The 18,193-nt window shown below is 69.0% G+C and carries 14 protein-coding genes and 1 pseudogene; 9 read left to right on the plus strand and 6 right to left on the minus strand.

The window, feature by feature from the left end:
* Positions 1-2 precede the first annotated feature (2 nt).
* Together AC6CID_RS00575 and AC6CID_RS00580 are read left to right on the plus strand one after the other, a co-directional pair.
* Positions 3-1,148: a hypothetical protein gene (locus tag AC6CID_RS00575; protein ID WP_248846228.1), complete on the plus strand. Its 1,146-nt coding sequence runs from the start codon at positions 3-5 to the stop codon at positions 1,146-1,148.
* Complete coding sequence (locus AC6CID_RS00580) at positions 1,135-2,070, plus strand: hypothetical protein (RefSeq protein ID WP_121208961.1); 936 nt, start codon at positions 1,135-1,137, stop codon at positions 2,068-2,070. The genes AC6CID_RS00575 and AC6CID_RS00580 overlap by 14 nt, the downstream gene beginning before the upstream one ends.
* 3 nt (positions 2,071-2,073) lie before the next feature.
* Here AC6CID_RS00580 and AC6CID_RS00585 read toward each other — a convergent pair whose 3' ends face one another.
* The 3 genes from AC6CID_RS00585 to AC6CID_RS00595 all read right to left on the minus strand — a co-directional run bounded on the left by AC6CID_RS00585 (position 2,074) and on the right by AC6CID_RS00595 (position 4,819).
* Entirely contained in the window at positions 2,074-2,904 is an 831-nt protein-coding gene (locus AC6CID_RS00585; protein ID WP_121208960.1) for a tyrosine-protein phosphatase, read from the minus strand.
* A gap of 48 nt (positions 2,905-2,952) precedes the next feature.
* The gene (lat, locus tag AC6CID_RS00590) at positions 2,953-4,287 is read right to left on the minus strand and encodes an L-lysine 6-transaminase (RefSeq protein WP_121208959.1); all 1,335 of its coding nucleotides are present in this window, start codon (positions 4,285-4,287) and stop codon (positions 2,953-2,955) included.
* Between the two features lie 67 nt (positions 4,288-4,354).
* Complete coding sequence (locus tag AC6CID_RS00595; RefSeq protein ID WP_064060920.1) at positions 4,355-4,819, minus strand: Lrp/AsnC family transcriptional regulator; 465 nt, start codon at positions 4,817-4,819, stop codon at positions 4,355-4,357.
* A gap of 36 nt (positions 4,820-4,855) precedes the next feature.
* On the opposite strand from AC6CID_RS00595, the gene amaB reads away from it, so the two are divergent.
* Positions 4,856-6,376, plus strand: coding sequence for an L-piperidine-6-carboxylate dehydrogenase (amaB, locus tag AC6CID_RS00600; protein ID WP_231781852.1), 1,521 nt, complete (start codon positions 4,856-4,858; stop codon positions 6,374-6,376).
* Between the two features lie 28 nt (positions 6,377-6,404).
* On the opposite strand, the gene AC6CID_RS00605 is transcribed toward amaB, so the two are convergent.
* A complete protein-coding gene (locus tag AC6CID_RS00605; RefSeq protein WP_121208957.1) occupies positions 6,405-6,662 on the minus strand; it encodes a DUF7218 family protein in 258 nt (85 codons plus the stop codon).
* A 100-nt stretch (positions 6,663-6,762) separates the two neighbouring features.
* Here AC6CID_RS00605 and AC6CID_RS00610 point away from each other — a divergent pair, with 100 nt between their 5' ends.
* From AC6CID_RS00610 to AC6CID_RS00625, 4 genes are all read left to right on the plus strand, one after another.
* The gene (locus AC6CID_RS00610) at positions 6,763-8,133 is read left to right on the plus strand and encodes an FAD-binding oxidoreductase (RefSeq protein WP_006550161.1); all 1,371 of its coding nucleotides are present in this window, start codon (positions 6,763-6,765) and stop codon (positions 8,131-8,133) included.
* Positions 8,134-8,170: 37 nt separating this feature from the next.
* The gene (locus AC6CID_RS00615; protein WP_019288531.1) at positions 8,171-8,731 is read left to right on the plus strand and encodes an HMG-box domain-containing protein; all 561 of its coding nucleotides are present in this window, start codon (positions 8,171-8,173) and stop codon (positions 8,729-8,731) included.
* A 74-nt stretch (positions 8,732-8,805) separates the two neighbouring features.
* Entirely contained in the window at positions 8,806-13,368 is a 4,563-nt protein-coding gene (locus AC6CID_RS00620; RefSeq protein WP_498353452.1) for an ATP-dependent helicase, read from the plus strand.
* Position 13,369: 1 nt separating this feature from the next.
* The gene (locus AC6CID_RS00625) at positions 13,370-14,170 is read left to right on the plus strand and encodes a DNA-formamidopyrimidine glycosylase family protein (protein ID WP_498353453.1); all 801 of its coding nucleotides are present in this window, start codon (positions 13,370-13,372) and stop codon (positions 14,168-14,170) included.
* Here the strand turns inward: AC6CID_RS00625 and AC6CID_RS00630 are convergent.
* Positions 14,140-14,808: a TetR/AcrR family transcriptional regulator gene (locus AC6CID_RS00630; RefSeq protein ID WP_052040027.1), complete on the minus strand. Its 669-nt coding sequence runs from the start codon at positions 14,806-14,808 to the stop codon at positions 14,140-14,142. The two genes, AC6CID_RS00625 and AC6CID_RS00630, sit on opposite strands and share 31 nt — an antisense overlap.
* Positions 14,809-14,967: 159 nt before the next feature.
* On the opposite strand from AC6CID_RS00630, the pseudogene AC6CID_RS00635 reads away from it, so the two are divergent.
* Positions 14,968-15,691, plus strand: a pseudogene (locus tag AC6CID_RS00635) (oxygenase MpaB family protein); the annotation flags it as partial.
* A gap of 110 nt (positions 15,692-15,801) precedes the next feature.
* Positions 15,802-16,323, plus strand: a complete 522-nt coding sequence (locus tag AC6CID_RS00640; RefSeq protein WP_006550155.1) for a hypothetical protein — start codon at positions 15,802-15,804, stop codon at positions 16,321-16,323.
* A gap of 79 nt (positions 16,324-16,402) precedes the next feature.
* On the opposite strand, the gene glpD is transcribed toward AC6CID_RS00640, so the two are convergent.
* Positions 16,403-18,133 carry a glycerol-3-phosphate dehydrogenase gene (gene glpD, locus AC6CID_RS00645; RefSeq protein ID WP_019288535.1) on the minus strand — a complete coding sequence of 577 codons (1,731 nt, stop codon included), beginning with the start codon at positions 18,131-18,133 and terminating at the stop codon, positions 16,403-16,405.
* Between the last annotated feature and the right edge of the window lie 60 nt (positions 18,134-18,193).

The following is an 18,193-nucleotide window of genomic DNA, read 5'->3' on the forward strand; positions in this document are numbered from 1 at the left end:
CCGTGCCGATCGACACCTTCATCGCCGGCAACCCCACCGATATCCGACGGGTCGAGGACTGGATCCGCACGACGCTGGGCACCACGATCGGGAACGTCGCCGACGCCGCAGCCCGGGCGCGTCGCATCGCCGACGACGCCTGGGAGGGCGACGCTTCCGAGACCTACCTCGACAGGTCGAGCGAACACGTCCACGCCGTCGACGATTTCCACGAGCGGACATCGAGGACCGCCGATGTCTTCGCGGGCCTGGCGGGCGAACTGTCGCGGGCCCTGTCCGACATGGCCGGCATCCGGGCTCGCGCCGCGGCCGCGGGACTGCCGGTCGTGGGCAACACGATCGGTGATCCTCCCCCGGGTGACGACGAAGTCGCTTTCCGAAGGGCCTCGGCATATCAGGAGGCGAATGACGCCGCCGAGGCGGTGCACGCTCGATGGTCGGTCGCAATCGCAACTGCCGTGAACACCTGGATCGGACACGTGTGGTCCGCGACTTTTCTGACAACCACCGGGTTCGACTCCGCCGACCTGTACCGGAGTGGTCGGGTGAAGGCATTGCTCGAGCTTCGGGAGAGTCTTCGTAACGCAGCACTCCTGTCGATGGAACGATTTCTCGCACTGCCGGACGGCACACCCTACGGTGAACTGCGACGTCTGTTCGATATCGCTCAGCATCCGCTTCAAGACCTCGCCGACACAGGCAGACACCTCGACGACGCGGTACCGCTGTCCCGAACTGCCGCCAGAGTCGCAGGGGCCGCAAACGCTCTCGGTTTCGTCGCCGGCGTAGGGCTGGACTATTTCGCCGGCGGCGAGTCGCTCGAACAGGCTGTGGCCTCCAACAGCGCGGGTCTGATGGCATCGATGACGACCGGCGCCGCGGTAGGAGCCGCAGTCGGATCGGTCGTTCCCATTGCCGGCACCGCTGTCGGCACTGTGATCGGTGTGCTGGCGGGAACCGCCGGCGGAATCTTCACATCCGGCATGGTCGACCACATCTACGAGTCGGGCACGAGCTCCGCCTTGGGAACGGTCATGGCCGGGGTGAACGAACTCGGAGGTGCAGCAGACGCTACGGCGGATCTCCTCGACGCGACCGTCGGTGGAGTGACGCGACTGGGACGAGGAGTTCTCGATGCAGTTTTCTGACGGTTCCGACCTCCGCACCTACGGAAATCCGCGGGCACTGTACGTCATCGTGTTCACAGCCGTCGTCGGCCTGTTGTTCCCCGCACTTCTCGTCGGCGTCTTCGTCGAACAGGCAACAGCAGGAATGCCACTCGAAGCACCCACCGGCACGACCTTCCTGTTGGCTCTGGGGGCAACGGTTCTGGTGTATCCGGTGATCGGTTTCCTCATGTACAGCCCACGCACCCGAGCGGAGCACATCGTCGCGGAAACCGAAACCGACTCCCCGGCCTTGGTTCTGCGACAGTCACCTTCGGTCTTCTGGGCCGCTCCCGCTCAGATCGGGATGCTGACGCTGATGTTGCTCGCCGCCGTCTGGACGACCCCGAACGCCGGAGACCGGACGAGCGAGAACGTGATCATGACGATCGTCATCTGCTCGTGGCAGGTCGGTTTCTACTTCTTCGTCGCCCGGCGGACGCTGCGCCCCGGCCGGATCGCACTCTCCGTGGACGGAATCCGCTTCAGCGATCACGCCACCGACACCTGGATACCCTGGAACGCCACGGCATCCGGCGTTCAACCCGATCCCCTGTACGTCGTGCTGGTCGCCCTGCCGCAGTGGGGCGCCGTGACGAGCGCACGAGTTCCGTTGCCGTGGCGGATCATCGACGACCGCAAGGACAGCGACCTACGTCCCTCACCCCGACGCCACCCCGGTCATACTGCCCGCATCGACCGGCGCCGGTTCGAGATCGCTCCCGAACTCCTCGACGCCGTGCTCGACCACTATCTCCGCGACCCCGACGCTCGCGCCGAACTCGCCGATCCCGACGCTGTCGCACGCCGAGTCGACGAGCTGCGCTCCTACGCACCCGGACCGCGGTGGCGACGCTACGGTCCGGTCCCCGTGCCGACCCTGAGCACGCCGGCGCCGAGGTGACGGTCAGGCGGTCGCGTCCGGATCGACGAGCCGGGTCCGCAGGGCCTGCAGGGTGTCGTCGTCGAGACCGAGTCCGGCGGCGAAGTACTGCTCGATGGTTCCGTAGCGCGACAGCGCCTCCTCGATCGCCACCTCGAGGTACTCGCGACGCACACCGAGCAGGGGTGTGATCAGTTCCGGATCGCCGCCGAGCGATGCGAACCGGGCGAAGAAGTCGTCGAAATGCGGGAGCAGTTCGTCGTTCGTGCGCAGGTAGTCGGCGAAGACGGCCTCCTGGTCGGCGCCGGCGAACAGGAGCAGCGACGCCGCCGCCCACCCGGTGCGGTCCTTGCCGGCACTGCAGTGCACGAGCCCCGGAACGTCGCCGTGCGCGACGGTGTCGGCCAGGGTCCGGTACGACGCCACTGCGCTCGGAAGAGTGACGAAATCGCGGTAGCTCTGACGTAGGTAGTCGGTGGCGCGACCGTCCCCGAGTATCTGCGACACCAACTCCGGATTCGACACGAGTTGCGGCAGCGCCGCCGCGATCGATCCGCCTTCACGATCAGCGAGGACGTCGAGGCCGAGGTGCCGGGCGCCGTCGGGGACGCGATCGGGACGGGCCTGCTGCTCCTCGAGCGTGCGCAGGTCGAAGACCGTCGCAATACTCAGGGCATCGAGGGTCTCGAGGTCGGTGTCGGTCAGGCGGCTGAGGTCGGTGGAGCGGAAGACCACCCCGGTGCGGACCACGCCGCTGAACGAACTACGGCAACCGCCGATGTCCCTCAGGTTGGCGAGCGACGGAATCGCGAAGGACTCGCCGCCGGTCACGGTCTCGTCCAGTGCATCGGCCATATCCGACAAGCTACCGCCGTGCGGCCCCGAACAGGGGGACCCGCCCCGTCATTCGTACTGCGAGGTCACCCTGTCGAGCGCGTCGAGGACCTCGTCGAGCTCGTGGGTGGTGACGATCAGCGGCGGCCGGAAGCGGATGCCGCGCGTGCCCGTCCCGATCACGAGGACGTGCTCGTCGCGGTACAGCCGTCGCAGCACCTCGTCGCGGATCTCCGGAGTCGGGAGGTCGACGGCGCACATCAGTCCGCGTCCGCGCGGCTCGGTGACGACCGGTCGTCGCGCTGCGAGCTGCTGCAACCCCGACAGCAGGTGCGCCCCACTCAACCGTGCACGGTCGATCAGCCGGTCGTGCTCGACGACCTCGAGGATGCGGCGGGCCCGCACCATGTCGGTGAGGTTGCCGCCCCACGTCGAGTTGATCCGCGAACTCACGGCGAACACGTTGTCGGGCACCTCGTCGATACGTTCGCCGGCCATGATCCCGCACACCTGAGTCTTCTTGCCGAAGGCGACGATGTCGGGGGTGACGCCGAGCTGCTGGTAGGCCCATGCGGTGCCGGTCGTGCCGGCGCCGGTCTGCACCTCGTCGAAGATCAGCAGGGCGTCGTTCTCCCGGCACAGCTGTGCGATCGACCGGAAGAACTCGGGACGGAAGTGGTGGTCGCCGCCTTCCCCCTGGATCGGTTCGGCGATGAAGCATGCGATGTCGTGGGCGCGTTCGGCGAAGGCTCGTCGGGCCTGTTCGAGGGCCTTCTCCTCGGCCGCGGCGACATCACGGCCCTCGACAAGATAGGGCGCGTCGATCCGCGGCCAGTCGAACTTGGGGAACCGATCGGTCTTGACCGGATCGGTGTTGGTCAGCGACAGGGTGTACCCGGTGCGGCCGTGGAAGGCCCCGGTCAGGTGCAGCACCGAACCGCCCGGGTGGGCGGACAGACCGCGGGACTCGTTGAGGCGGCTCTTCCAGTCGAACGCCACCTTGAGCGCGTTCTCCACAGCGAGCCCGCCGCCGTCGACGAAGAACAGGTGCGGGAGCGCCGGGTCGCCGAGGACGCGCACGAAGGTCTCGACGAAGCGTGCCATGGGCACGGTGTAGATGTCGGAGTTGCTGGGCTTGTTCGCCGCGACGGCGGCGAGTTCGTGCGCTGCCTCCGGATCGGTCAGCGCGGGATGGTTCATCCCGAGCGTGGACGACGCGAAAAACCCGAACATGTCGAGATAGGTCGTTCCGTCCCGGGCGTCGACGAGGCGGACTCCCCGGGAGCGGTCGAGATCGAGGACGAGGTCGAAACCGTCGGCGAGCATGTGCCGGCCGAGGATGCTGTGTACCCGGTCGGGGGCGAGATTCTCGGCACCGTCCGGGTTTCGGAATGCAGTGCTCATGACCCCACCGTACGCGAGACTCAACGGGACAAACCCGGTATCACAGCAACATTTACGGCGCAGAGGCCTATCGTTCGTAAAATGTTTGCAGAACGACGGTGCTGCGGGTGGCGACATTGGCGGTCGCCCGGATCTCCTGCAGCAACCGCTCGAGAGCGCGAGGAGACTCGACACGCACGAGGAGGATGTAGCTTTCGTCGCCTGCCACCGAATGACACGATTCGATCGCGGAGATGTGCCGGAGGCGGGCCGGCGCGTCGTCGGGTTGCGACGGATCGAGAGGGGTGATCGCCACGAACGCCGACAGCATCAGCCCGAGCGCTTCGGGATCGACGCGCGCACTGTATCCGCGGATCACGCTGCGCGCTTCGAGCCGGCGCACCCGCGACTGCACGGCCGAGACGGACAGCCCTGCCTTCTCGGCGAGCGCCGCGAGTGTCGCGCGACCGTCGGCGACCAGTTCGCGCAGCAACATCCGATCGATGTCGTCCAGCGACTCCTTCGACGAGTCGTTTCTCGAGGATTCGGGCACCAGCGCAGGGTATCCGAGCAGCAAAGGAGCTCACCGATGAATGCGACCACCGATCTCGCCGACCGCGCGGCGACCGCGCTGAGGCAGTGCGGCGCCGACGCCGTGCCCGACAGCGCCCTGCCCGCCGGCGTGACACTCGCGGTGACCAGCCCGATCGACGGCAGCGTGCTCGGGCACGTACCCGTCCACTCGGCCACCGAGGTCGATGCGACGATCACCGCGGCGGCACGGGCCTTCGAGCAGTGGCGCCACGTCCCCGCCCCGGTGCGCGGCCGCGTGGTGCGACGGCTCGGCGAACTGCTCGTCGAGCACAAGCGGCATCTCGCCGAGCTCGTCACCCTGGAGGCGGGGAAGATCCCGTCGGAGGCCGCGGGCGAGGTGCAGGAGATGATCGACGTCTGTGAGTTCGCCGTCGGTCTGTCGCGACAGCTCTACGGGCGGACGATGCCGTCCGAGCGGCCCGGGCACCGGCTCATGGAGATCTGGCATCCGCTCGGCGTGGTGGGCGTGATCTCCGCGTTCAACTTTCCCGTGGCGGTGTGGTCGTGGAACACCGCGATCGCGCTGGTGTGCGGCGACCCGGTGGTGTGGAAACCGTCGGAGACCACCCCGCTCACCGCCCTCGCCTGCGACGCGCTGCTGCGCCGCGCCGCCGCCGACGTCGGCGCCCCCGGCGGTCTCCATCACCTGCTCCTCGGCGACCACAGGGTGGGTGAGGCGCTCGTCGACGATCCCCGTATCGCCCTGGTGAGTGCGACCGGCTCCACCCGGATGGGGCGGATCGTCGGGCCGCGGGTCGCGGCGAGGTTCGGTCGCTGCCTGCTCGAACTCGGCGGCAACAACGCGGCGATCGTCGCTCCGTCCGCCGATCAGGACCTCGCCGTCCGGGGCGTCGTGTTCGCCGCAGCCGGCACGGCGGGCCAGCGCTGCACCAGCCTGCGTCGGCTGATCGTGCACCGATCGATCGCCGACGAAGTCGTCGAGCGGATCGCGAAGGCGTACTCGCATCTGCGAGTGGGGAATCCGCTCGACGAGGGTGTGCTCGTGGGTCCGCTCATCTCCGAACGGTCCTACGAGGCGATGACCGCGGCGCTCGACCGCGCGCAGACCGACGGGGGCACGCTCGTCGTCGGCGGCGAACGGGTGGGGGTCACCGGTGGTGGCGTGTACGTCTCCCCCGCACTGGTCCGGATGCCGGCGCAGACCGAGGTGGTGTGCGAAGAGACGTTCGCCCCGATCCTGTACGTCCTCGACTACGACGACCTCGACGAGGCGATCGCCTTGCACAACGGTGTTCCACAGGGCCTGTCGTCGGCGATATTCACGCTCGACCAGCGCGAGGCGGAACTGTTCCTCGCCCGATCGGACTGCGGGATCGCCAACGTCAACATCGGCACCTCGGGTGCCGAGATCGGTGGCGCGTTCGGTGGGGAGAAGCACACCGGTGGCGGGCGCGAATCCGGATCGGATGCGTGGAAGGCATACATGCGGCGGGCGACGAACACCGTCAACTACTCGACGGAGCTGCCCCTCGCCCAGGGTGTCGAATTCGGCTGATCCCGAACTCGGGGGTCCGGGCGGCTGGCTAATGGTTGCGCAGTGCGTCGACGAGTTCGTCCTTCTTCATGTCGGAGTAACCGGTCATGCCCAGTTCCTTCGCACGCTTCTTCAGGTCGTCGACCGTCCAGTCGTCGTAGGAGCCGGACTTGCCACCCTTCTTCCCGACCTGCGACTTACCCTCGTTCGCAGCCGCGTTGGAGATCCGGGCCGCCTTCTCCTTGGAGGCACCGTCCTCGCGCAGGTCCTCGTACATCTTCTCGTTCTTGATCGACGGATTCGGCATCGTCTTCTCCTTTCCGTGTCCTGCGGAAGGGGTACCCGACGACACTTCACCCAATCAGAGGATCTATGGCCTGTGACACATCCTGTGGTAGACCTGGGGCGTGTATCCGGGGAACCTGCTCGACGAACTCCGCGGGCAGCTGCCCGCCGGCGCACTGATCATCGATCCCGACATCCTCGCCGGCTACCGGCAGGACCGGGCGCAGGACCCGGACGCCGCGGTTCCCCTCGCGCTCGTACGGGCCACATCCACCGCGGACGTGCAGGCGACACTGCGGTGGGCGAACGCCCACCGGGTGCCGGTAGTGCCCCGCGGTGCCGGCACGAGTCTGTCCGGCGGGTCCGGCGGGCTCGCCGACGGGATCGTGCTCAGCACCGAGAAGATGCGGGCGATCACCGTCGACACCGCGACCCGCACCGCCGTCGTCCAGCCCGGTCTGCTCAACGTCGAGGTGAAGCAGGCCGCGGCCGAACACGGACTCTGGTATCCACCCGATCCGTCGTCGTTCGAGATCTGCACGATCGGCGGCAACGCGGCCACCAATGCCGGTGGGCTGTGTTGCGTGAAGTACGGGGTGACGACCGACTACGTGCTCGGACTCGAGGTGGTCCTCGCCGACGGTACCGCGGTGCGGCTCGGCGGTCCGCGGGTCAAGGACGTCGCGGGCCTGTCGCTGACGAAGCTGTTCGTCGGCAGCGAGGGCACTCTCGGGGTCATCACCGAGGTGACCTTGCGCCTCGTCCCACCGCCGCCACCGGCGTCCACGATGGTCGCGACCTTCGCCACCGTGCAGGCCGCTGCCGACGCGGTCGTCGCGATCACCGCGGTCCTGCGACCGGCGATGCTCGAATTCATGGACAGGGCGTCGATCGGGGCGGTGGAGGACATGCTGCGCATGGGACTCGACCGCACCGCCGAGGCCATGCTCATCGCACGCTCCGACGCACCCGGCAACGCGGCCGCGGAGGAGATCGAGATCATGGTGCGGGCCTGCCGCGAGGCCGGCGCCGACGACGTCTTCGCGACCGACGACCCCGAGGAGGGTGAGGCGTTCACCGTCGCCCGCCGCATGGCGATCCCGGCCGTCGAGCGCACCGGCAGCCTGTTGCTCGAGGACGTCGGGGTGCCGATCCCCGCACTGCCGGAACTGGTGAGCAGAATCGCCGATCTCGCAACCCGACACGACGTCACCGTCGCCGTGATCGCCCACGCCGGGGACGGCAACACCCACCCGCTGATCGTCTACGACCCCGCCGACGAGGACATGACGGCGCGGGCGCAGACGGTCTTCGGGAAGATCATGGATCTCGCGATCGAACTCGGCGGCACCATCACCGGTGAACACGGTGTCGGCCGGCTCAAGAAGGCCTGGCTACCCGATCAGGTGGGACCGGACGTGATGGCGTTGACCGAGCGGATCAAAGCCGCGCTCGACCCGAACGCGATCCTGAATCCCGGCGTGGTGATCTGATGACCCACACCACATCGGCTGCGGTCATAATCGTCGCGTGAACACCCGTGTGCCCCCGTCAACGACCGCCCTGCCGCTGCGCGAGACCAAGTACCGCGAGCTCGAACAGTATCCCGAGTTCGGCTCCGTCACGGCCTGGCTCCGCGACGTCGTGTCGTCGATCGTGCCCAACGCCCGCATGAGCGAATGCGAGTACTGGTCCGTCGTGTGTCTTCCCGCCGGCGAGCCGGACGACCTGCGGAAGCCGCTGGTGTCGGTGCACGCCGGCAACATGGCGGTCGCAGGGATGTTCCTCGACCTCTCCGACGGGCAGCGGAGCCTCGCCGGCTACGTCCGTGTGTCGGGGGCCGAGCTGGAGAAGGCGTCGGGTTCGACCCGCGAGCAGCTCGCGGCGGACTCCCCCGGCCTCTCCTTCATCGACGAGGGCTCCGTGGTGTCCGTGGTGTGGAGCGACGAACCCGCCGCGCGGGAGCAGTTCGAGGCGCTGCCGTGGCGGGCCCCGGCGCGGGCGCTCGTGACGGAACTGATGCGCGGCGGCCGCAACTCCTGGGCCGACGATCACTGCCGGCAGATCGCCCGGTTCGCGTACGACGACTGAGCGGGTTCACGTGCGGCGACTGAGTGGGTTCACGTGCGGCGACTGAGTGTGTCGGTCGGCGGGTAGACGATGGGATGGTGACCGACATCCTCGATCGTTTCTCCGCGCCGACCCGGGCGTGGTTCGCCGGGGCGTTCGAGTCCCCGACCCCGGCCCAGCTCGGCGCGTGGGATTCGATCTCCTCGGGAGCCCACACGCTCGTCGTCGCCCCCACCGGCTCGGGCAAGACCCTGTCGGCGTTCCTGTGGTCGCTCGACCGGCTCTCGTCCACCCCGGCCGACGAGCACGCCGCGCGCGAGCACCGCACCCGCGTGCTGTACGTCTCGCCGCTCAAGGCCCTCGCCGTCGACGTCGAGCGCAACCTGCGGTCTCCGCTCGTCGGCATCACCCAGACCGCGAAACGGCTCGGTCTGACGCCACCCGACATCACCGTCGGTGTGCGTTCCGGCGACACCTCCCAGGCCGATCGTCGCGCCATGGCGCGCACGCCACCGGACATCCTCATCACGACGCCCGAGTCGCTCTTCCTCATGCTCACCTCGTCCGCGCGGGAGAACCTCGTCGGTGTCGAGACGGTGATCGTCGACGAGGTCCACGCGGTGGCGGGGACGAAACGCGGGGCGCATCTCGCGCTGTCGCTCGAGCGTCTCGACCAGCTCCTGCGCGCGCCGGCCCAACGCATCGGGTTGTCGGCCACCGTGCGACCGCACGAGGAGGTCGGCCGGTTCCTCGCCGGTTCCGCCCCCATCCGGATCGTCGCGCCGCCCTCGGCGAAGACGTGGGATCTCGCGGTGCGCGTACCGGTCGAGGACATGACCGAACTCGGGGTTTCCGAGCCCGACGAGGAATCGTTCTCACCCACACCGCAGGCCGGGTCGATCTGGCCGCACGTCGAGGAGCAGATCGTCGATCTCATCACCGAGCACCGGTCGACGATCGTGTTCGCCAATTCCCGGCGACTGTCCGAACGTCTCACCGCCCGGCTCAACGAGATCCAGGCCGAACGCCTCGGCGAGCAGGTGGACCGCGAGGGCGCACCGCCTTCGCAGCTCGGATCGCCCACCGAGACCACCGCCGGCGCTGCACCCGTGCTCGCCCGCGCCCACCACGGGTCGGTGAGCAAGGACCAGCGCGCTCTGATCGAGGACGATCTCAAGTCGGGCCGGATGCGGTGCGTGGTGGCGACGTCGAGTCTCGAACTCGGCATCGACATGGGTGCGGTCGATCTCGTGATCCAGGTCGAGGCTCCGCCCTCGGTGGCCAGCGGTCTGCAGCGCGTCGGTCGCGCCGGGCACCAGGTGGGCGAGACCTCACGCGGCGTGCTGTTCCCCAAGCACCGCACCGATCTCGTGCACTGCGCGGTGACCGTCGAGCGGATGGTCGAGGGACACATCGAGGCGCTGCAGGTCCCGGCGAATCCACTGGACGTGCTCGCCCAGCAGACGGTCGCGGCCACGGCCCTCGAACCCGTCGACGTCGACGACTGGTTCGACACGGTGCGGCGCAGCGGATCGTTCGCGACGCTCTCCCGCGGCGTCTACGAATCCGTCCTCGACCTGCTCGCCGGCCGCTATCCGTCCGACGAGTTCGCCGAGCTCCGTCCCCGGGTGGTATGGGACCGCACGGCCGGCACCCTCATCGGCAGGCCCGGCGCCCAACGGCTCGCCGTCACCTCCGGCGGCACGATCCCCGACCGCGGCCTGTTCACCGTGTACATGGTCGGCGAGAAGAACACGCGGGTGGGCGAACTCGACGAGGAGATGGTCTACGAGTCGCGAGTGGGTGACGTCTTCGCGCTCGGTGCCACCAGCTGGCGGATCGAGGAGATCACCTTCGACCGGGTGCTGGTCTCCCCCGCCTACGGCCGGCCCGGCCGGTTGCCCTTCTGGCACGGCGACAGTCAGGGTCGACCCGCCGAACTCGGTGCCGCGCTCGGCGCATTCCTGCGCGAGATGGGCCACGCCTCGCCGGAGGACGCCGAGACCCGCTGCCGCAAAGGTGGTCTCGACGACTACGCCACCGGAAATCTCATCCGTCTGCTCGACGAGCAGCGCACCGCCACCGGTCACCTGCCCACCGACCGAACACTCGTCGTCGAACGGTTCCGCGACGAACTCGGCGACTGGCGGCTGGTGCTGCACTCGCCGTTCGGGTTGCGAGTGCACGCGCCGTGGGCGCTCGCGGTGGGCGCGCGGCTGCTCGAACGCTACGGCATCGAATCGCACCCCACCCCGTCCGACGACGGCATCATCGTCCGACTGCCCGACACCGACGACGCCCCGCCCGGCTCGGAGATCTTCGTCTTCGACACCGAGGAGATCGACGACATCGTCACCGAACAGGTCGGCGGCTCCGCGTTGTTCGCGTCCCGCTTCCGGGAGTGCGCGGCGCGGGCCCTGCTCCTGCCCCGCCGCAACCCGGGCAAGCGCGCCCCGCTGTGGCAGCAGCGCCAACGATCGGCGCAACTGCTCGACGTCGCTCGCCGCTTTCCCGACTTCCCGATCCTGCTCGAGACGGTGCGCGAGTGCCTGCAGGACGTCTACGACCTGCCTGCTCTGCGCGACCTGCTCGGCAGCATCGCCCAGCGCAAGATCCGGCTGGTGGAGGTCGAGACTCCCACGGCCTCACCGTTCGCGACGTCGCTGCTGTTCTCCTATGTGGGTGAGTTCCTGTACGAGGGCGACAGCCCGCTCGCCGAACGTCGGGCCGCGGCACTGTCGCTCGACTCGACGCTGCTCGCCGAACTTCTCGGCCGGGTCGAGCTGCGCGAACTGCTCGACGCCGACGTCATCACCGAGGCCGAGCACGAACTGCAACGCCTGACCCCGCAGCGACGCGCACGCGACGCCGAGGGCGTCGCCGATCTGCTGCGTCTGCTCGGTCCGCTCACCGAGGCCGAGCTGCGCGAGCGCACCACCGACGACCCGACGTCCTGGATCGAGGATCTCGAAGCGCAACGCCGCGCGTTGCGTGTCTCGTACGCGGGTGAGCACCGATGGGCGGCGGTCGAGGACGCCTCACGCCTGCGCGACGCGCTGGGCGTGCCCCTGCCGATCGGGGTCCCGACGGTGTTCGTCGAACCGGTCCCCGACCCGCTCGGCGATCTGATCGCCCGGCACGCCCGCACCCACGGCCCGTTCACCACCGCGCAGGCCGCCGCCCGGTTCGGACTGGGCACGGCGGTCGTCGAATCCGTCCTCGGCCGGCTCGCGTCCGAGAAGCGCGTCACGGCAGGCGAATTCCGCCCGGGTGCGAGCGGATCGGAATGGTGCGACACGGAGGTGCTCCGAAGGCTGCGGCGCCGGTCGCTCGCCGCCGCCCGGCAGGACGTCGAACCCGTCAGCACCACGACCCTCGGACGATTCCTGCCCGACTGGCACCACCTCGGCACCGGCCCGGGCACGAGTGCGCTCTACGGTATCGACGGTGTCCTCACCGTCGTCGAACAACTCGCCGGGGTACCGGTGCCCGCGAGCGCCCTCGAACCGCTGATCCTCGCTCCCCGCGTGCGCGACTACACCCCGACGATGCTCGACGAACTCACCACGACCGGTGAGGTCCTGTGGTCGGGTGCCGGGTCCATCTCCGGGAAGGACGGCTGGGTGGCACTGCATCCGGCCGATCTGGCCCCGGCGAGCCTCGCTCCGGTCGACGACATCGAGCTGGGGCCGGTGCACCGGGCGATCCTCGAGTCGCTCTCGGGCGGCGGCGCGTACTTCTTCCGGCAACTCGTCGACGCCGTCACCGTCCTCCACACCACGGCGAGTGACACGACGGTCGCCGACGCCCTGTGGGAGCTGGTGTGGAGCGGGCATATCGCGGGCGACACCCTCGCCCCGCTGCGCGCCCTGATCGGCGACACCTCCCGTGCCAAGCCCGCCCACCGCACCCCGCGCCGGGCGCCGCGCGCCCGGATGTACCGGGCCCGGCCCACGCTGCCGAGCCGCACCGGGCCACCGACCGTGAGCGGGCGCTGGTCGATGCTGCCCGAACGCGAGACCGACGCGACGGTCCGCGCACACACCACCGCCGAACTGCTGCTCGAGCGGTACGGCGTGGTCACCCGCGGTGTCGTCGTCGGCGAGGGTGTGCCCGGCGGATTCGCGACGATGTACAAGGTGCTCAGCCGGTTCGAGGAGACGGGCCGGTGCCGCCGCGGTTACTTCGTCGATTCGCTGGGCGGAGCGCAGTTCTCGACACCGTCGGTCGTCGACCGTCTCCGGTCGTTCTCGGATTCGATCGAGGGCCGGCACTCGGAGACCGCGGCCGTCACCCTCGCGGCGTGCGATCCGGCCAACCCGTACGGTGCGGCACTGCCGTGGCCGAAGTCGTCGGCCGACGACGACGCGCCGCGGCACCGGCCGGGCCGCAAGGCCGGTGGACTCGTGGTGCTCGTCGACGGGGCGCTCGTGCTGTTCGTCGAACGCGGCGGACGCACGCTGCTCACCTTCGACGACGATCCGGGCCGGTTGCGCAGCGCATGCGCGTCGCTCGCTGCGAGCGTCAAACGCGGTGGTGTCGACAAGATCGTCGTCGAGAAGGTCGACGGTGAGACGATCCATGGGCACGAGTTCGCCGGATATCTTGCCGAAGCGGGATTCTCGGCGACCCCGCGCGGCTACCGGCTGAGGTTCTGACGTGCCCGAGGGAGACACCGTGTTCCGCGCCGCGCACCGCCTCCGAACGGCACTGGAGGGAAAGGTGCTCACAGAGACGGACTTCCGCGTTCCGCGTTTCGCCACGGCCGATTTCACCGGGTGCACGGTCGACGAAGTGGTCTCGCGGGGCAAGCACCTACTCGTCCGCGTCGCCGACGTCTCGATCCATTCGCACCTGAAGATGGAAGGCGAATGGCACGTCTATCCGCGCGGAACACGGTGGCGCAAGCCCGGATACAAGGCGCGCATCGTGCTCGGCACCGAGGACGTGCAGGCGGTGGGTTTCGAACTCGGCATCGTCGAGGTGCTCGCCCGTGACCGGGAGGACGACGCCGTGGGCCATCTCGGGCCGGATCTGCTCGGTCCCGATTGGGATCCCGAGCGTGCGGCGGCGAATCTCGTGCGCGACCCGGACCGTCCGATCGGGGTGGCCCTGCTCGATCAGCGCATCATGGCCGGCGTCGGGAACGTGTACCGCTCCGAATTGTGCTTCCTGCGGGGCGTCGATCCGTGGACCCCGGTCGCGCAGGCCGGGGATCCCGCTGCGTGGGTCGACCTCACGCATCGGTTGCTGGTCGCGAACCGCGACCGGACGACCCGTATCACCACCGGCGACCGTCGTCCGGGCCGCAATCTGTGGGTCTACGGGCGTCGCGGGAAGCCGTGCAGACGCTGCCATACCCCGATCCGGTTCGGCGAGATCGGCACCGCGACCGATCCCGAGCGGGTGGTCTACCGGTGCCGGCGATGTCAGCCGCGCCCGGAAGGATCCCCGCCCTGATCGCCCTGCAGACACGCCGCCCTGCCGGCGTCCTCGACGAGCGCGACGCAGTGCCGGACGAGGGTGTCTCGCGACACGGCGAGGTCGCCTTCGAGGTACCTCATGAACAGGCTGGTGAGGGCGCCGACGGCACCCACGGCCACCATGTGGCGCTGTCCCTCGTCGCCACCCGGGGGTAGTTGGTCGCGGACCAGCGCGACGAAGGCCGGGGCGAGTTCGATACCGCGCCGACTGATTGTGGGTTCGCGCAGCGGGGCGAGGAGGAGCACGCGTCCCTTCGCGGGGTCGTCGACCATGAGCTCGACGAACGCCCGCACCGCGGCCTCGGCCCGGCCGAGGGTGGGGGCGGACAGTACCGCCTCGGTCAGCGCGTCGCGGGCGCGGTCGGCGACGTGGTCGTAGACCTCGCGGACGAAGGTGTCGCGGTCGGTGAAGCTCTCGTAGAAGTACCGTTCGGTGAGTTCGGCGGCCCGGCACACGGCCCTGACGTTCGCTGCCGCGCCGTCGGGCGGTCCGAGCAGGTCGACGCCCACCGCGAGGAGGCGTTCCCTGCGCAGCCGACGGCGTTCGTCGATGCCGACGCCCGCCCAGCTGCGGCGCGTGGTGTCCACCTTGTCGCTTCCCGTCGTTGACTGCATGCCCGACGGACCCCTGACAACATGCGTAGTCAGGGGTCCGTCGGGCCGGACACCGCCGAGTCGTCGCACCACGCGGCACCGCGCCCTGCGCGGCCGGAACCACCGGAACCCCTGGGCCCCGATTCGTTGACCTGGCGATACTTCGGCGGCCGGCGCGGCATGCTCTTCGGGCCGTGGACGGGGTCGATGCAGAACATGCATCCCGGACTCGGCGCCGGGGTCGAGGAGCACTCGAAGTTCTTCGACGAACGGTGGGAACGGCTCTACCGATCGCTGTACCCGATCTACGGCGTCGTCTTCGACGGTCCCCGCGCCCCGGAGACCGCAGCGAAGGTGCGCGGCTACCACAACACCATCAAGGGGATCGACAAGAAGGGCCGCAGGTACCACACACTCGACCCCGACACCTTCTACTGGGCGCACGCGACCTTCTTCTACAGCCTCGTCGTCTCCATCGAGTGGTTCGACGGCCCGCTCACCCTCGAACAGAAGCACCGCCTGTTCGACGAGCACGTGCAGTGGTACCGGCTGTACGGCATGCCGATGCACTCGGTCCCCGCATCCTGGGAGGACTTCCTCGAGTACTGGGACCGCGGTGCCGCACCGTGCTCGAGGACAACAAGGCCACCCGAGACGTGCTCGACCTGTCGAATCTCGACCGTCCGCCCTTCCTGCGGTGGTTCCCCGAAGAGGTGTGGAAGTTGATCCGCCGCTGGTGACGGCCGGTTTCCTGTGGCTCACCGTCGGGTTGTACGACCCGCCGGTGCGCGAGCTGCTCGGCTACCGATGGAGCCGACCGGAGGCGGCACCGCACGCTCTCGTCGGTCGCGCCATCGGACTCGGCACGAAACTCGTTCCGTGGCGATACCGCTACCACCCGCGGATGCACTACAGCCCGAAGGTGACGGATCGCCACCGTCCCACTTCTGTTTCACCCTGACGCACCCTTCCGGTAGCGGCGTCGACGAGGGCGTTCTGTGTCACGCTAGCGAGGTGTCCACGCCCTCGTACCTGTCGTCCGGACGGCGCCGCCCTCTGTCCCCGGAGTCGGCGGCCTCCCGCATCAGCGCCTACGTCTACGGCAACATCCTGGTGCTGGCCGCGCTCGTCCCCATCACGACCTCGCCCGAGTACATCGGGATCGCGATCGTGATCGGCACCGCACTCTCGACGTTCATCGCCCATGTCTTCGCGGAGTCGGTCGCTCAGTCCGTTCGTTCGGGTGCTCAACTCACGCGCAGCGAACGCATCGAGGAACTCCGCGACTCCGTTCCCATCCTGTCGTCGGCGGTATTGCCCTGTCTCGTGCTCGCCACGGCCTGGGTCGGCTGGCTCGAGCCCCGGACGGCCCACATCCTCGCCGAGGTCGCCGTGCTGATCCGTATCGGCTCGACCGTATTCGTCGTGCGCCGGTTACAGAATCGCAGCCCGACCCACCGGACCGTGGCGGCCGCGGTGGGGGTGGCTCTGATCGCGACGGTCGTGGTCGTCGTGAAGGTCGTGCTCACGCACTGACCGCCGCGAAGGCGGTGTCACGCACTGACCGCCGAGAAGGCGGTGTCACGCACCGACACCCGTCACGAACCACCCGCGGCTACGTGATGGGCACCGGTTCGAGGATCTCCGGCCGGGCCTCAGGGGCCGCTGCCCGGAGCGCGTCCGCGGATTCGTCGTCGGGTCGGTTCTGCGACTCGATCTCCGCCTCGACGCGCGCCCGGTAGGTCGCGACCTCCCGGTCGATCGTCGCGTCGTCCCAGCCGAGGACCGGAGCGACCAGCCGGGCCGTCTGCTCCGCACAGTGCAGCCCGCGGTGCGGGTATTCGATCGAGATCCGGGTCCGGCGCGCCAGGAGGTCCTCGAGATGTAGGGCTCCTTCGGCCGCAGCGCCGTAGACCATCTCGACCTGCAGGTACTGGGGGGCATCGGTCAGCGGTTCGAGCAACTCGGGCCGGCCCTTCGCGAGGCTCAGCACGTCCTCGACGAGGGAGCCGTAGCGGTCGAGCAGATGCTTGACGCGGTAGGGATGCAGACCGTACTGCTCGGCGAGATGCATGGTCTGGTTGACCAGCGCGAAGTACCCGTCGGCCCCGACGAGGGGCACCTTCTCGGTGATCGACGACGCGATCCGGGCCGGGATGTCCTCGGCCGCGAGATCGACGGCGTCCTCGGCCATGACGCGGTAGGTCGTGTACTTGCCACCGGCGATCGCCACGAGCCCCGGCGCCACCCGCGCGACGGCGTGTTCACGCGAGAGCTTGGACGTCTCGTCGCTCTCCCCCGCCAGCAGCGGGCGCAGACCAGCGTAGACACCGTCGATGTCGTCGTGGGTGAGCGGGACGACGAGTACGCGGTTGACGTGGTCGAGGATGTAGTCGATGTCGGCCTTCGTCGCTGCCGGGTGCGCCAGGTCGAGATTCCAGTCGGTGTCGGTGGTGCCGATGATCCAGTGGTTGCCCCACGGGATGACGAACAGCACCGACTTCTCGGTACGCAGGATGATCGCCGAATCGCTGACGATCCGGTCGCGGGGCACGACGATGTGCACGCCCTTCGACGCGCGGACCCGGAATCGGCCGCGCTGCCGGGACAACGACTGGATCTCGTCGGTCCACACACCGGTCGCGTTGATCACCGCGTGCGCCCGCACCTCGGTGACCGAACCGTCCTCGCTGTCGCGCACCCGCACACCCGACACGCGGTCGGCCTCGCGCAGGAAACCGACGACCTGCGTCGACGTACGCACCACCGCACCGTAGTGCGCGGCCGTCCGCGCGACGGTCATGGTGTGCCGGGCGTCGTCGACGACCGTGTCGTAGTAGCGGATTCCGCCGACGAGCGAATTGCGCTTGAGACCGGGAACCATCCGCAGGGCGCCCGAGCGGGTCAGGTGCTTCTGCGCCGGAACGGACTTCGCGCCGCCGAGACGGTCGTAGAGGAAGATACCCGCCGCGACGTAGGGCCGCTCCCACACCCGATGGGTGAGCGGGAAGAGGAACTTCAACGGCCTGACCAGGTGCGGGGCTAGGGTCGTCAATGCGAGTTCGCGCTCGCGCAAGGCTTCTCGCACCAGACCGAATTCGAGCTGTTCGAGATAGCGCAGGCCGCCGTGGAACATCTTCGACGACCGGCTCGACGTGCCGGACGCGAAGTCGCGGGCCTCGACGAGAGCGACTCGCAGGCCCCGGGTTGCGGCGTCGAGCGCTGCTCCCGCCCCGACGACACCACCGCCGATGACGACGACGTCGAACTGTTCGGTGGCGAGACGACGCCAGGCGTCGGCGCGCTGTTGCGGTCCGAGGAGTTGCACACCCGATTGGTTGGTCACCGCACCTGCTCCCGTGAGTCGTCGACGTATCCCGATCAAGGGTAGTAGCTTCGGACCCGC

The sequence above is a fragment of the Rhodococcus sp. GQ147 genome (assembly GCF_059759155.1).